Genomic DNA, 15191 nt, shown 5'->3' with positions numbered 1-15191 from the left:
ACTGGCCTCTTTTCTAAAAAGCTATTTCTATGATTATGCGCACAATCTGTACTTTCGTATGTTTAGTGATGTTAATAATCACAGGCATATCTTTCATATTTATAATTAACCCGAAAAGGACCAAACAAATACAATCCAGTTTTGATTTAGAGCAACCTATCAAGGATATCAACGGACAGAATATACAGGAGAATTTGAATCTTCAAAAAAACACGATAGTGCTCTTTTTAAATTCTGATTGCGATTTTTGCAAACAGGAGATTGACTTTATAGATAAAAATATAGATATCTTTAAATCAAAATATAATTTACTGATTGTGTCTTTCGAGAATCGAGATAAATTGAAAATATTTGAGAATCTGACAAAAATAGATAACAACTCCCCCTTTATTATTATTTCTGATCCGGATTTTGATCTGATTAATAAATATGAAATAACCGAGTTCCCTAGCCTTTTTTTGTTTACCCCTGACGGAAAAGAAAGGTTATCACACAGAGGGATAGCCCTCGATACATTAGAAGAACTTTTAAAACAGACATTTTAAATGAAATATAATTTTAAGAAAATCCAAGACGCATTTGTTTTTCAGAAGACACAAAACTCCTGTGGTATTGCCTGCCTATGCTCAATAATGAATTACTTTCAAAAGGATATAGACGAGGTACATCTCACTTATTTAAGTGGTACAACGCAAAATGGAGCTACACTTTTAGGACTGAAAGAAGCAGCAAATCAGATCGGATTAGCATCCGAAGGCTATGAGGGGAATTTATGCGACCTCAAATCCTGTGAATTACCGGCAATTCTACATGTTGTCAATGAATATGGTTTCACACATTTCGTCGTTTGTTATGGGTTTGACTACACATCAGGTCATTTCATTATCAGTGACCCGGCAATCGGAATAAAGCAATATACAGAGGAAGAATTGGATGATATATGGAAGTCTAAAATCTTACTTACTGTTGGAACATTAGATATTGATACGCTATCTACTAAAAATTTAAAGAAGAACAACCTCAAAACCTATTTGCTTCCTTTAATAAAATCAGATGCTAGAATTTTGCTCCTTAGTCTCATTCTAAGTTGTATGACAGCATTGATTAGTTTGGCTACTGCTGTTTTTGTACAAGCCCTTGTCGATACGATATTGCCACAAAAGAATATAAAGCTTTTAATGCTTTATATATTGATATATGGCATGGTCGTCTTACTCTCACAACTTGCATCATATGCAAACTCCCGTTTTATCATCACGCAAAATATTTTATTTAACGTACGAATCATTAGGATGCTGTTGAAAAAGATTTTCCAATTACCTAAATCATTCTTTTCGATGATTAAAACCGGAGAAATTATCTCCAGAATAAATGACACAGAAAAAATTCAGGGCTCCATTATACTACTGGTTAATTCGATATTTATAGAACTGCTAATTATGTCTTTCTCCATCTTAATCTTATTCTATTATGATTGGAGTATCGCTTTGACAACAGCATTCAGTATTCCTTTCCTGGCTGTTTTTTCATATCTGTATAGTAAGAAAATCAATCTCCACCAAAAAAAACTCATGAATGAATATGCAGCCTTAGAAACCTATTCTATAGACATGATCTCTGGAATGACATGCATAAAATCATATCAGAAAGAACATGTGTTTTTTAGAAGGTTACTATTTTTCTATAAGAATACACAAAAAAGAGGCAGAGACCTAAAGGTAGCCAACGCTAATTTTGACTTGTATATTGGTACATTGAGTAGCATATTTTCAATCATGGCAATTATGTTGAGCTCGTATTATGTAACCATAGGCCGGATTCAACTGGGAGTTTTATTTGCTATAGTAACAATATCAACCATGATCATTCAAGCATCAATAAAAATCTCTTCCTACATAGTAGATATACAGGAAGCCAGGGTTGCATTTGAACGTTCTGCCTTTATTTTGAATACCATAACAGAGAAGGAGCTTATAAAAGAAGGAAACACTGCTGTACATATGTGTTCTCAAAATGAACTTGAATGTCGCAATGTATCATTCAGATATCCTGGACAAATGACATTATTAGAAAATCTGAATATAAAGGTAGGAACAGGGAATTTCATTTCTATTTTTGGTAGTGTCGGTTCGGGGAAGACAACCCTCACCGACTTATTACAAAGAAATTATGTACCTTATTCGGGAGAAATCTTGTTTCAGGGAACAGATATTAAAAACTACCAGTTATCACAATGGCGTTCATACCTTGGAGTCGTATCGCAATACACTAAAATATTTATAGGGACTGTGGCGGATAATATCACAATGTTTAAATCGGTTTCTATTGAGGATGTTTCAATATTTTGTAAAGAATTAGGGTTAGAGCAATTTTTGCAAGACGATAATCTAAACCTGTATAACATGTTGGATGAAAACGGGAATAATCTCTCAGGAGGACAAAGACAATTAATTGGCATTGCCAGAGCGTTATATAAATCACCGGAAATTCTAATAATAGACGAACCGACAGCTTCTATGGACAAAGTAAATGAAATGCAAGTTTTAAGCCTCCTGCAAAGACTGAAAAATAGAATGGCCATATTAATGATTACCCATAAGCCGGAAATTGCCCGAATGACAGATTGCATATACGTTCTGGACAAAAACACTTTCTTGCAACACGGAGATCATCATACCTTAATGCAATCTACTAATTTGTATAGTAGAGCATATGAAGCGTTGTTTTATGGAACAACACAGTAATAGGGAGAAATTTAGTACCATTAAAAACTAAAACGTATGCCAGAATTCCAGACCCATTCCCAGCGTTTATAAATAATGTTATACTGATATTCAATTCCGGTTTTTAACTGTAACTTTCTATTAATATTATAAGAAAAGCCTGTGCCGATATAATATTGAGTAGCCGTAGTCGGCAATACTACAGTCCGTTTTTTATCAATGGTATAACCGCTATAAATATGATACTCTAAGCGATTTGTAAGCCCTACGTGGGTATCAGTATGTCGTTTTATCAATACCCGGGAATCTCCTGTATCCAACTGAGAGTTTATAAATAACTGCTTATTGCTAAACAGATGGATTTTCATTGAGAGTGAATCTTGCCATATATTTAATCCATTAATTTTAAAAGTCGATTTGGGATATTTCCCTGTAAAAATATCAGGTTTGTACATTTGAAAATCTTCAATAGGCAAAATTGCAGAGTGAGAATTTAGCAGACGCTTTTCAGGAAGGAACGCTTTGCCAAGTTCATTTAATGCCTCTTTGTTTATTTGGATTTCAGTTTTTCCTTCCAACATTTTCTTTAATTTCAAAGAATCATTTGGTGTCCACACATCTTGTCCCTGCATAACCAAAGGCAGAAATAAAAGAGATATGACGAGTAATATGAGTTTCATTAAATCCTATCAAAAGCTGAAATCTATTAATAATCCGTTATATTTCTTATCCTTTACACTATGAGTGGATAAGTTTCTCTAAAACGTTATAATTATAACGTGAACATTCAATATATCCCCTACATACTTTCTTGATATTTAATATAAATAAACCCAAATTCACAAGAGTTTACCGTTAAAACCATTCAAAACATGTAGTAAACTTATCAATCCTATAGGCATCTACTCATCATACCCACTCCACTCTTCGTCAATAGGTATATGTTTTTCTCCCTTTTTTAAACTCATCCATATATAGCCTGCTTTACATTAGAATTTCAAAGTCTAGAATTCCTCCGTTTTTGAAAAGTCCTATTATTTTCCAAACCATTAAGGGATTAGGTCTTTATGCGAATAAACTTCTATTTTAGCCTTTTTCTATCTGAAGTAATGATATTACTGGATATAGTTTTTTGTACAACGAAAAAAAATAATTGACCAAATCGATCTCTTTTGAGAAATCTGTTGCCACTGAAGAAACAGTTCGGCTTATTGGGAACCCGCCTTTTATTTGCAAATCGTTTTTCAAAAATAGTCTTTAAATTTTCTTTACGTGAGAAAATAGGTATCTGCCATGGCGATTTCTTGATATCGAACAGCAACATATCGTTGGAATAACCACCCACGGTTCAATACTGGGAACCTCTATTTTTAGAGTATTTATTGTTTTCTGATAATGTAGATATAATTTATCTGTAAAATTAACCTATCTAGGCTTTTTCTCCAATACCGACAATAAGGTATTTTTGTTCAGGTATACGCTCCTTCTTTTATTTCATGCCGACTCCGGAGTTCTATATCTTGGAACGGTTGGCAGCGGAATATGCCGTTAAACCATTCCGTTTTCGTTAAACGAAAACACAACTTGCTGTCCCCTCTACGGGGACAACGTTTTTAAGTAGAACTGTAGACTGCTCCACTTGGTGCTTTCTTTTCAAGGTTTTTCTGATGTGTGTCCGTACTTTTCAATAGATGGTGCAGTTTTGTCGAGAGCTTGATGCCGAAAATAGACTGAAATAGCTGGAAATAATTCTGATTCTGTAGATAATAAGCTGTAATCTAACTGATATTTGGATAATTATGTAATTAGATAAACAGATATTTGTGTATTCAGGTATTTGGATTATTGTGTAATTGGATAAATAGATATTTGTGTATTTAGATATTTGGATAATTGTGTAATTGGATTTATTAATGGACAGTTCATTTTAGTAAACTACTATGATGGGCAACTTTGTTTTACTACTGATGGAATGAATTGGACTACAAAAAAGCCGATATCAAGTTCATATTTTTATGATATTGCTTATGGAAATGGGAAATATGTAGTAGTCGGTTATCAAAGTTATATCGCTGTTTTAACGAATGATTTCAAAGTTGAATCATACAAATGGATTAAAGATACTATTGATGACTGCTGGAAAAGTATAATATTGGGCAACGGAAAATTTGCGGTTGTCGGTGATAGATACGGTAGAACTAGTTCATCGGCTGATGGTATAAACTGGACACCAGTAAAACAAGAAAGTGGTATTGGAGTCACATATGGCAATGGAAAATATGTTTCAGTTGGTAATGGAAGTATTTCAGTATCAGCTGATGGAGAATATTGGAAGCGCGCAACGATACAAAATGGTAGTAGTTATAATTGAACTTCTGTTACTTATAAGAACGGGAAGTTTATAGTGGTAGGTCATGAATATGTTAGTTATAACAATTACATGGGTTATACTATAATATCTGCGGATGGTGAGAATTGGAAAATGCTGGAACAACTAAAAGATGAATCGGGCAAAGTAGTTACAGCAAATCTCAATGGCGTTTGCGCTATGCCATAATTCAAAAGATATATCAAAACTTTAGTAGGGCATGCAGGGAAACTGGCATACCCTATATTGGTTTAATGAGATGTTGGCTATTATAAATTGCAATTCTGAAGGTGAAAAATAAATTATCATTTCTCATTGTATTTCATAGAATGGAGCGATATTTTATTTAATTTTGTAAATTGAAGAATTGTAATTAAAAATATAATAGAGATGAATACACGAGGCTCCGAATGGAGAAAATGGGATTTGCATGTGCATACTCCTGCATCATTATGTTCTGAATATGGAGGAGATAACGACGAAATATGGGAACAATTTATTCAAAGAATAGAAAATCTGCCATCTGATATTAAAGTATTAGGTATTAATGATTACCTGTTTTTAGATGGGTATGAGAAAGTACTTAAATATAAAAAAGATGGACGAATTCCTAACATAGAATTACTATTACCTGTTATAGAATTTAGGCTTAAGGAATTTGTAGGAAGTAAGGAACTTGGTCGAATTAATTATCACATTATATTTGCTGATGAAAGCTTGTTAAGCCCACAAGATATACAATACCATTTTTTACAAGGACTTCGTAGTAAAGCAAATCTTTCAGCTGACATTCCAAATGGATGTACATGGGGAGGTATAATTACGAGAGATACATTAATAGATTTAGGCAAACATATTAGTGCTTCCATACCTAAAGAAAAAAGAAAAGGAGATCTTAGTCCATTAGAAATAGGTTTTAATAACTTAAATTTCGAGTTGTCAAAGATAGAAAACCTATTAGGCGAAGGAAGTGACCCCAACAAATATCTAGAAGGCAAATATTTTAAAGCAATAGGAAAAGCTGAATGGGAGGATTTCCGTTGGGATGGTTCTATATCAGATAAAAAGACAATTATAAATAATGCGCATTTTGTTTTTACAGCTTCTCCGACTGTAGAACAAGCTAATAAAGGAAAAGACTCACTAATAACGCAAAATGTAAATGGGAGATTATTACATTGTAGTGATGCTCATAAATTTGCCCAAGACACAAATAAAACATCTCCTAAGGAGTTGGGGCACTGTTATACTTGGATAAAATCAGATACAACTTTTGAAGGATTAAAACAAACTATATTTGAGCCAGAACGTATAAAAATACATAGTAGTAAGCCTGAAGATAAGGAAAAATACCGAGTAATAGATTCTATAAAATTATCGTCTGACACTTTTTGGAATCAAACAATTCATTTGAATCCTAATTTAAATGTAATTATAGGAGGACGCTCAACTGGTAAATCGACATTGCTAAAAAGTATTGCTTTGGTAACTAATCCTAATAATACAGAATTGGATTCGCTAGAATGTGACTTTGTGAAAGAACATTTAGATAACGTTGAAGTTTTATGGGCTGACGGTGCAAATACACCTCGTGATATAGACTTCTTCCGTCAAAACTATATGCATGAGATTGCAAAAGATAAAGAACAAACTGATAATTTGATACTACGTATTTTAAAAGATAAATCCATTTACTCTATTTGGCAAGATTATCAAATATTCTGTTCAAATAATAAAGCTGAAATACAATCTTTAATAAATAAGGTTTTTGATACAAAAAAACAGATAAATAATAAGTTAATAAATTTGAATGAAAAAGGCGATAAAGAAGGTATTAGTAAAGAAATCAATGATTTAAATCAAAAAATATCAAGTATAAAATCGCAACTCGATATTTCACCAGAAGAGATGAAATTGTATGAGGATATTATGAAACTTATTACAGATAATGCGAATAAGATAAAAACTGTAAATTGTTATATGGAGGAATTGAATAAGCTAAAAGTTTTCCCTTTTATAAACTCTTCATTTGATACTCAATTAGTTTCTTTATCATCTTATCTAAAAGTGGCTCTTAAGATAAAAATTCAAGATTGCCAACATGACTGTCTTGAAAATATAAAAAGTGAGATAGATAAATACATTAAAGAGTTATTACAAGATGTGTACAGTTTAAACTCTTCTATTGAAAAGGCAAAGCAGAATTCGCTATTTGTCAAAGGTCAAGATGTGAGTTCAAAAAACAAAGAATATAAAGAACTGATACAAAAAGTTGAGAAGGAGCAGGTTAAGCTCCAGACTATAACCAATGAATTGGTTATTATAGATAATCTAAATACTGTTTTAGAACTATTGAAATGCGATTTATTAGTAAAACATATTTCATATAAAAATAAAGGGATTGAAGTTGTTGCTATATTAAAGATAAAACATGAAGGTATTGAAATAAAATCAAATCTTATTTATGATAATAAACGTTTGCAACTTTTTCTTGAAAACCGATTGAATTTAAGAGGATGGGAACGTCAGTCGTATATCCAAAATATGTGGCAAAATTACTCGAAAGATACAAGTAATATATCTATGATTTTTTTAAATGATGTTCTATCTGATAATATTGACTACAAGGCATCAAATCGAGATGAGAATGTTCTATCTGAATTTCTTTCTGAAAATTGGTTTAATATCTCTTTTGATTTAATATACGAGGGGGATTCATTTGTGAGTATGTCACAAGGTAAACAAGCTTTTGTTATATTGAAATTGTTATTGGAATTTAGCGATAAAACATGCCCAATATTAATAGACCAACCAGAAGATAGTTTAGATAATAGAGCTATATATAAAGATTTAGTCAAATATTTAAGAAAAAAGAAGATTGAACGACAAATAATCATTGTTACTCATAATCCAAATGTCGTTGTTGGAGCTGATTCCGAATTGATAATTATAGCAAATCAACATGGTAAAGATTCTCCCAATCAAAATCATATAAAGTTCCAATATAAATCAGGAAGTCTTGAAAATACGGCTGCTCTAATAGATACTAAAGAGTGTATTCTAGATAAACAAGGCATAAGAGAACATGTTTGTGAAATTTTAGAAGGTGGAAAAGAAGCTTTTGAGAAAAGAGAACGCAAGTATGGATTTGTCATTTAAGTTATACATTGCCATAACAATCTTCACATTAAAGATTGTTATGGTTTAAATCAACTATTCATTATACTCAATCGTTGGTACAATAAAGTATATAGTTGCGTGATTCAATTTTCAAAGAGAAATAATTCATCTAATCAAAGTTTTGCTTAACTTTGGATGTATCAAATAATGACTCATTATATGCGTAAGAAAGAAGAAATAGAAAAAATTGCAGAATTATTTGCGAGATTTCGAGCAGAAGTAGAAAATCTAAATAGTTTAAATCTGTATGACATTAATATCCATGCGGAGAATGTAATCATTCCCATTCTAAACATTGTATATGGATTAAATCTAGTCAATATAAATAATGAAGTGAAAAATTCTTCTGCAATAGATTTAGTTGATACGGACAATAGAATAGCAATTCAAGTTACATCTACTGCTACTGGAGAGAAAATAAAGCATACAATAGATGAATTTATAAAAAAGGAAGGCGTTTTGAAGAATACGATAATTTGCTTATATATATTATAACCGAGAAGCAGAAAAAAATATTCAGATAGTACTTTCGCTATAGCTCATAATAATGAATTAGAATTCTCAGAGAAACATATTTTAGATTATAGTGATATTCTTAAGGAAGTAAACTCTTGGATTAATATTAGCAAAATAGATTCTTTGTTACAATTGTTAAAAGAAGAGTTTTGCGAAGAAGAAATGAATAGGAGAAAGTATTTGTTAGAAAATAAGGAAACCATAAAAACAGACATATTATTTCCTAACATCCTTCAAATAGTATTACCTCAAAAGATTTATATGGGCATCACAGGAATAGATCGTGATGAAATAATCACGCAATCCTGGAGTACTCCATATAAACTTAAAAAGAAAGCTCCCATGGGGAAAGTACTCAGTAAAGCATTTGAATTATTAAAAATCCCATATAGCAGGGATTGGTTTACTTTTGAAGATAAAATCATATCTTTTAAACCTTTAGATAACAGAGATGAGCCATTAAATAAATTAATAGAAATAGGTACTGTTGAAGAATATTCAATAAATGAATTTGCAGATATTAGTTTAAAATATGAAGAAGCACTACTTCATTTGATCAATCGGTCTATAGAAGAGTTGGCTTCTTACAAAAACATACAGTGGGTAGGCAAAGACAGGTTCTTTAGATTCAAACCTATAGGGGTGCCAAGAGAACGGAAAATAACTTGGAAAAATAAGAAAACTGCAACACGAACTGTAGTTGCAGAGATATGGAATAACGAAAAAAAACAAATTCTATATTTTAGACAGCTTTCATTTAGAATCCAATCTTTTAGATCTGATGAAAAGTGGTTTATTAGCATAACACCTGGATGGTCTTTCACCTATGATGGTTATTCGAGCTGTAAGCAAGAAAGTCAATTAATTGCTCAGAAAAAGAACTTGGAAACAAATTCTGCTGTATATCAACATTTTATGTTTATATCATTTTGTCTTTCCAATAAATTAGAAGATAATGAATCTGAATATAAATACATATCATTCTCTTCACCTTTTGATTTAAAACTTAATTATACCCCTCAACATGGATATTAAATTATTAGAAGAGCCTTTATTGCAATTCGGTAAAGGAGAGTATATCTGCCCACGAACAGGTATATATAAGTATAATGTATCTGACATTAACGACATAAGACCAGATAAAATAGTTATCGGATTTATTGGACTTAGTGAAAGCATAAACATTGCTATTAGTTGGATAAAAAAGTGCCGTAATCATATTGAGTCAAAAAAAAGCAAACAACCCAATCTTTTTACAAACTTACCAGGTTTTAATGAAACTATTGCTTTTAGAAGTGAAGTAGTTTATGATGAATCGTATATACGTAAAATCAACAACTCTGCACTTGACCAAATAAAGAGAGAAGCCAATGATATTGATCAGCTAATTATTAAAACAGTGGATCTTTATTTGGCAGAAATACATTTTCTAGCAAATAATAAAAAACCAGATGTTATTTTATGTGTATTAGATGAATCTCTAACTAAAATAATATATGGAACTAAAACAATTGAAATTGATGATGATTTTAATGAAGAAGATCCAGTAGAAATTGAGGTAAATTTCAGAAGATTACTTAAAGCTAAAGCTATGGAATATAACATTCCAATTCAAATATTTAGGGATAGAATCGCCAAGCCTTCTTCAGAAATGCAAGATGAAGCGAGCATAGCATGGAACTTTTATACTGCATTATACTACAAAGCAGGTGGCATCCCTTGGTCTTTGAAAAAAGAAAGTAGTAATATAACCTGTTTTGCTGGAATAAGTTTCTACCGTACACGAGATAAGAAAACTATTCAGACAAGTGTAGCTCAAATTTTCAATGAGCACGGTAACGGAGTTATATTAAGAGGTACACCTGTAAAAGAAGATAAAAAAGATAGACAGCCACATTTAACAGAGGTACAAGCATATAATCTTTTAAAAGAATCTTTAAGTGAATATTATAATGCGATTAAAATTTTTCCTCAACGGCTTGTTATCCACAAAAGTTCTAACTATTCAGAGGAAGAAATCGATGGATTTAAGCGAGTCGCTTCTGATATGAATATCAATTCTATAGACTTAGTAACGATCATGCCTACTAACTTCAGGTTATATAGAGATAATGACTATCCACCACTAAGGGGGACTATGTTCAGCCTTGATAAATGTCGTCATTTTTTGTATACTAGAGGATATGTTGAGTATTATGGGACGTATCCTGGTAAGTACATTCCTAATCCAATAGAAGTAAGACTATTTTCTTTTGATGAGTCCCCAGAACAGATATGCAAAGAAATATTATCTCTCACAAAAATGAATTGGAACAATACACAATTTGATAGAAAATTCCCAATCACAATTGAGTGCAGCCGGAATGTTGGAGAAATATTAAAATATGTACCCACAGACCTGAAGCCACAAATTAAATATAGCTTTTACATGTGATTCTTTTCTTTATAAAGTAACCTTTTATGATTTATTAAAAAGCATGAATAAAAAGAAATTTATCAGTAAATAATTGGGGATATCTAATTGATTAAATCGACAATATTTTCTGTAAAGATATTATTATTAATTATACAGAATTTCTCTTCGACATAATATAGGTATAATAAACAGAAATATAGGGAGTCGTGTTTCCCGACTCCTTATATTTCTGAGAAAGATAATTGAAAAGAAAAAGATAGATACTGAATAAAACGACTTAGGATCTGATAAGACGTCATAATTAATTAGAAATCCATAATATATTACTTCCTATATTATCTAAAAATTGACTTGACATGACTATTCATGACTATTATGGACAAAAGAATGGATTACTTGTATTATCCATGTTTCTCTTTTATTTTTGTTCAAGATTCATATATAATTTGATAAAAAGTAGAAAAACATGGAAGTATATTACATTGAAGCCGAGATCTTTGAAAACATCATGGACCGGATTGAGAATTTATCCACTCATGTGGATCACCTTTGTAAGAAGACAGAAGAGAAAAAGCTCGGTGAATGAATGGATAACCAGGATGTCTGCCTACGTCTTAACATCTCCCCACGAACTTTACAGACTCTCCGGGATACCGGAAAGTTGGCATACTCGCAAATCCAGCATAAAATCTACTACAAAGCGGAGGATGTAGAGAAACTGGTGACTTATGTCGGCCTAAAACGCAAGGAGAAAATATTGAGAGAAAAAAGAAAAACGGTTAACTTATAAAATCAGACAGACAATGGACGACATTATAACCAAAAGCAATGAACGTGTAGCCGGTTTCTTCCGCACACTGAACGAGATGCAGGTGAAAATAGAAAAAATAATAGACAACAGTCGTCCTCCACTTGGAGGAGAAAAGTTTCTAACTGACAAGGAGCTTTCCGGGTTGTTGAAAATCAGTCGCAGATGCCTACAGGATTATCGCAATCAGGGACGTATACCTTATATTCAGTTAGGTGGTAAAATCTTGTATAAAGCATCGGATATTGAAAAGCTATTGGAAGATAATTATCATAAGGCTTTGGAATAACAGAACGGGGACAGCCTTCACTGGTTGTCCCCCGTTTTTTGTCCTGTCTCTTTCTTCTTTCATGGCTACATCGCCTTGCCGGATGTCCGGTTATCATCTTTGTCTTCTTCCTCTTTCCAGCCGTTGTAACGTCCGCATTGGTAAACTCTCGGCGTCATTTTATCATCAGGCAGACTGTATTGATTCTTTGTCGTATCCGCAAGTCTGAGCAGATCCCGGTTGACCTTCTGGTTGGTTATTTCGGCATAGATTTGTGTTGTACGAATAGAGGAATGCCCCATCATCCTGCTGATGGTTTCAATGGGTACACCATTACCGAGGCAAATGAGCGTGGCAAAACTATGCCTGGCCATGTAGAAGGTCAGATGACATCCCAGTTTGCATTGTTCTTCTATCATCTTCAGGCTGCGGCACAAACTGCTGGTTGCCGGTACGAAGAAAAGTTTTCCGTCCTTTCCCTCTCCCTTGTATTTGTCGATAATGCGACTTGGAATATCGAGTAACTTGATATGGCATTCCGCCTTCGTTTTCTGACGTTCTATGTGAATCCATCTCGAACCGTCCGGTTCCGTGACGATATTCTCGGAAGTGAGGTTGGCAAGGTCAGCCCTGCCAAGTCCGGTAAACGTCGAGAACACGAACAGGTCACGTGCATGGCATAGCCGGTAAGTAGGTAACTCCACACCCGTCAGTTTGGCAAACTGTTCTCCGGTGAGATAACGATGGTTCACCGGAACGGATTCCAGCTTGTAACCGGCGAACGGATCACGCTTAATGGTTCGTTGCTTTACCGCACGACGGGCGATTTTGTGCAGGAAAATTAAGTAGTCGTTCAGTGAGACGGTTTTTAACCGGAGTACCGTGGAGAGGTAGAACTTGAAATCCTCGATCAGCTGCATGTCAAGCTGACGGAGCGGAATATCCTCTATTCCATATTTATATTGTAGGAAATTGGCGAGGTGCTTACGCCCGGTGAGATACCTTACATAAGAATGATGCGTCCGGTCCGTGTCCACCCGTCTGGCATACTCTTCATTGTGCTCATCAAACAGGGCAAGCAGGGTTTCTTTTGTCTGCGCCTTGCCGGTAAGGACATTCTTGATAAGCTCTGCGGATACGTATCCTATTTCTTCCACCTTTTCGTTATAGGCTTTCTTTGCCTTCTCTTCCAGTCCGTCCAGATGAATATTCAGTTTCCTTACCTCGTCCTTTGCTTCGGGAGGAAGGTTCTCCAGCCGTTTACCTCCCGACATGGCTCTGCCGGTTTCAGGATTCCACAAGTCCGGTTCGATCTCCAGTCCGGTGGTGTACTGGGTCATCTTCCCGTCAATGGTCACTCTTCCCATGATGGGGCATCTGCCGTTCTTCTTTGTTTTCTGGCGGTTGATGTAAAATAACAGTTTGAATGTACTACGCATAGGTCATATTATTTATCGGTTATTATTGTTCTTTTTTCACTCTTGGTCATTGGCCTTTTACTCGGGCGGTATTTCCGTCTGCTCACGTCTTTCAGAATGTGGGAGGGTTCGGAGTCGATTCCCTGCAAGGTGAATTTGTCCTCTATATTAAAACTTAATGCGGTCACGTCACGGTCTATCTTTTCCTGCGTGATTTTCGCATACCGCTGTGTCGTGGAAATATTGCGATGTCCCATTATCTTGCTGACCGTTTCAATAGGCACTCCCTGGGAGATACAGACCACGCTGGCAAATGTGTGCCGGGCCTGATGGAAGCAAAGGTTGCGGTCTATGCCGCATTGTTTGGCGATTTTCTTCAGGTGGGGATTGAAGCTCGTGTTATGCAACATCGGGAACAGTTTCCCATCCGGTGCCATTCCTTTATACTTTTCTATAATAGTGATGGCAATATCCAGCAGACGCACATTTTCGGGCGTACCTGTTTTCTGGCGTTTCGTTTCGATCCACAGACTGCCGTCATCGGCCTTGACTATATTAGATTCTCGCAGGTTGCACATGTCGCAGTAGCAGATTCCGGTGAACGCTGAAAAAAGAAACATATCACGGGTAAAGTTCCGGTTGGGCGTGTCGAATGTGGTCGTCATTAACTTTTCCAGTTCTTCACGGGTGAGGTAAAGTTGCTTCTGTTTCGGTTTCAGGGGAGTGAATTCCTTGAAAGGATTAAAAGAAAGGATGCCACGATATACCGCTGTCTGTACGATGTGCTTCAGACGTTGTACATGTCCGATGGAACTGCCGGTCTGCATCCCCTTGTCAATACGGAGGTAAAGCTCGAACGATTCGATAAACGATCCGTCCAGTGCTTTTACCGGAATATCGGACACTTTGTATTTGTCCGTAATGTATCCGGCGACATGGTGATAGGTGTTCTTGTATTGGTAGAAACTGTTTTCTTTCCGGTTCACGCCCACACGCAAGGCATATTCCTCATTGTGCTCCCGGAATAATCCCAGCAGGGTGGCTTGTGCCGTAGCGATTCCTTGAAATGTGTTTTTAATTTCCTCAGCGGTGATGTCGGCCTTCATATCCAACAGCTCGTTATACCGTTGGCGTAGAAGGAGCAGCATCTTCTCAATCTCACGGTTGGTGTAGACCGCTACTTTACTCTTGCCGGTGCAACGCTGTGAGGTGGCATTCCATAGGTTTGGATTCACTTTGAACTTGCATGCGAATTGTGCGACGGAGTTCGTTTTTCCTTTGACGGTGATACGCCCCATCAGGGGGCATAACCCTTCCGCATCCTGCCCGTTTCGTTTCAGGTAGAGCAGCACCTTGAATTCTGTTTTCATACTCTTCATTTTAGTTGCAATAATACTCCTAATTGGCTTTTGACCGGATATGAAAACTTGGGCGAAACGTTGCAACGGAACCCGGGCAAGTCGGAACCGCTGTTCCTGTCTGTCTTTCGGGCTA

The 15191-nt window shown here is 34.9% G+C and carries 12 protein-coding genes; 9 read left to right on the top strand and 3 right to left on the bottom strand.

The features are described from left to right. Positions 1 to 29 precede the first annotated feature (29 nt). Complete coding sequence (locus DBK98_RS14805; protein WP_032536685.1) at positions 30 to 545, top strand: peroxiredoxin; 516 nt, start codon at positions 30 to 32, stop codon at positions 543 to 545. Continuing rightward, positions 546 to 2744, top strand: coding sequence for a peptidase domain-containing ABC transporter (locus DBK98_RS14800; protein WP_032536686.1), 2199 nt, complete (start codon positions 546 to 548; stop codon positions 2742 to 2744). Between the two features lie 20 nt (positions 2745 to 2764). On the opposite strand, the gene DBK98_RS14795 is transcribed toward DBK98_RS14800, so the two are convergent. Further along, positions 2765 to 3403 carry a DUF4858 domain-containing protein gene (locus DBK98_RS14795; RefSeq protein WP_032536688.1) on the bottom strand — a complete coding sequence of 213 codons (639 nt, stop codon included), beginning with the start codon at positions 3401 to 3403 and terminating at the stop codon, positions 2765 to 2767. Between the two features lie 1292 nt (positions 3404 to 4695). On the opposite strand from DBK98_RS14795, the gene DBK98_RS14790 reads away from it, so the two are divergent. The 7 genes from DBK98_RS14790 (at position 4696) to DBK98_RS14765 (ending at position 12300) form a co-directional block, all read left to right on the top strand. Beyond that, positions 4696 to 5094 carry a hypothetical protein gene (locus DBK98_RS14790; RefSeq protein ID WP_128900061.1) on the top strand — a complete coding sequence of 133 codons (399 nt, stop codon included), beginning with the start codon at positions 4696 to 4698 and terminating at the stop codon, positions 5092 to 5094. A gap of 387 nt (positions 5095 to 5481) precedes the next feature. Next, a complete protein-coding gene (locus DBK98_RS14785) occupies positions 5482 to 8250 on the top strand; it encodes a TrlF family AAA-like ATPase (protein ID WP_187143814.1) in 2769 nt (922 codons plus the stop codon). 180 nt (positions 8251 to 8430) lie between these two features. Continuing rightward, positions 8431 to 8766: an SMEK domain-containing protein gene (locus DBK98_RS23320; protein WP_255504372.1), complete on the top strand. Its 336-nt coding sequence runs from the start codon at positions 8431 to 8433 to the stop codon at positions 8764 to 8766. A gap of 144 nt (positions 8767 to 8910) precedes the next feature. Next, on the top strand, positions 8911 to 9822 hold the full coding sequence (locus DBK98_RS14780) for a hypothetical protein (RefSeq protein WP_255504371.1): 912 nt from the start codon (positions 8911 to 8913) through the stop codon (positions 9820 to 9822). Beyond that, complete coding sequence (locus DBK98_RS14775; RefSeq protein ID WP_033572516.1) at positions 9812 to 11221, top strand: hypothetical protein; 1410 nt, start codon at positions 9812 to 9814, stop codon at positions 11219 to 11221. Before DBK98_RS14780 ends, DBK98_RS14775 begins: the two co-directional genes overlap by 11 nt. Before the next feature lie 568 nt (positions 11222 to 11789). Beyond that, positions 11790 to 11993 (top strand): helix-turn-helix domain-containing protein, encoded by a 204-nt coding sequence (locus tag DBK98_RS14770; protein WP_005807241.1) that lies wholly within the window; start codon positions 11790 to 11792, stop codon positions 11991 to 11993. 13 nt (positions 11994 to 12006) lie between these two features. Continuing rightward, a complete protein-coding gene (locus DBK98_RS14765) occupies positions 12007 to 12300 on the top strand; it encodes a helix-turn-helix domain-containing protein (protein WP_032536649.1) in 294 nt (97 codons plus the stop codon). A 65-nt stretch (positions 12301 to 12365) separates the two neighbouring features. On the opposite strand, the gene DBK98_RS14760 is transcribed toward DBK98_RS14765, so the two are convergent. Further along, positions 12366 to 13718: a site-specific integrase gene (locus DBK98_RS14760; RefSeq protein WP_032536648.1), complete on the bottom strand. Its 1353-nt coding sequence runs from the start codon at positions 13716 to 13718 to the stop codon at positions 12366 to 12368. Positions 13719 to 13726: 8 nt separating this feature from the next. Further along, the gene (locus tag DBK98_RS14755) at positions 13727 to 15067 is read right to left on the bottom strand and encodes a site-specific integrase (RefSeq protein WP_032536652.1); all 1341 of its coding nucleotides are present in this window, start codon (positions 15065 to 15067) and stop codon (positions 13727 to 13729) included. Between the last annotated feature and the right edge of the window lie 124 nt (positions 15068 to 15191).

It is taken from the genome of Bacteroides sp. PHL 2737 (assembly GCF_004115325.2).
Classification (GTDB): Bacteria; Bacteroidota; Bacteroidia; order Bacteroidales; family Bacteroidaceae; genus Bacteroides; species Bacteroides hominis.
The sequence above is the reverse complement of the archived record's forward strand: the minus strand, read 5'-3'. Positions and strand labels throughout refer to the sequence as shown.

What these genes read in the sequence shown, in the direction of transcription:
- DBK98_RS14760 (WP_032536648.1), bottom strand. Translation starts at nt 13,718, where the DNA reads ATGCGTAGTACATTCAAACTGTTATTTTACATCAACCGCCAGAAAACA.
- DBK98_RS14785 (WP_187143814.1), top strand. Translation starts at nt 5,482, where the DNA reads ATGAATACACGAGGCTCCGAATGGAGAAAATGGGATTTGCATGTGCAT.
- DBK98_RS14775 (WP_033572516.1), top strand. Translation starts at nt 9,812, where the DNA reads ATGGATATTAAATTATTAGAAGAGCCTTTATTGCAATTCGGTAAAGGA.
- DBK98_RS23320 (WP_255504372.1), top strand. Translation starts at nt 8,431, where the DNA reads ATGCGTAAGAAAGAAGAAATAGAAAAAATTGCAGAATTATTTGCGAGA.
- DBK98_RS14765 (WP_032536649.1), top strand. Translation starts at nt 12,007, where the DNA reads ATGGACGACATTATAACCAAAAGCAATGAACGTGTAGCCGGTTTCTTC.
- DBK98_RS14795 (WP_032536688.1), bottom strand. Translation starts at nt 3,403, where the DNA reads ATGAAACTCATATTACTCGTCATATCTCTTTTATTTCTGCCTTTGGTT.
- DBK98_RS14805 (WP_032536685.1), top strand. Translation starts at nt 30, where the DNA reads ATGATTATGCGCACAATCTGTACTTTCGTATGTTTAGTGATGTTAATA.
- DBK98_RS14770 (WP_005807241.1), top strand. Translation starts at nt 11,790, where the DNA reads ATGGATAACCAGGATGTCTGCCTACGTCTTAACATCTCCCCACGAACT.
- DBK98_RS14790 (WP_128900061.1), top strand. Translation starts at nt 4,696, where the DNA reads ATGAATTGGACTACAAAAAAGCCGATATCAAGTTCATATTTTTATGAT.
- DBK98_RS14755 (WP_032536652.1), bottom strand. Translation starts at nt 15,067, where the DNA reads ATGAAAACAGAATTCAAGGTGCTGCTCTACCTGAAACGAAACGGGCAG.
- DBK98_RS14800 (WP_032536686.1), top strand. Translation starts at nt 546, where the DNA reads ATGAAATATAATTTTAAGAAAATCCAAGACGCATTTGTTTTTCAGAAG.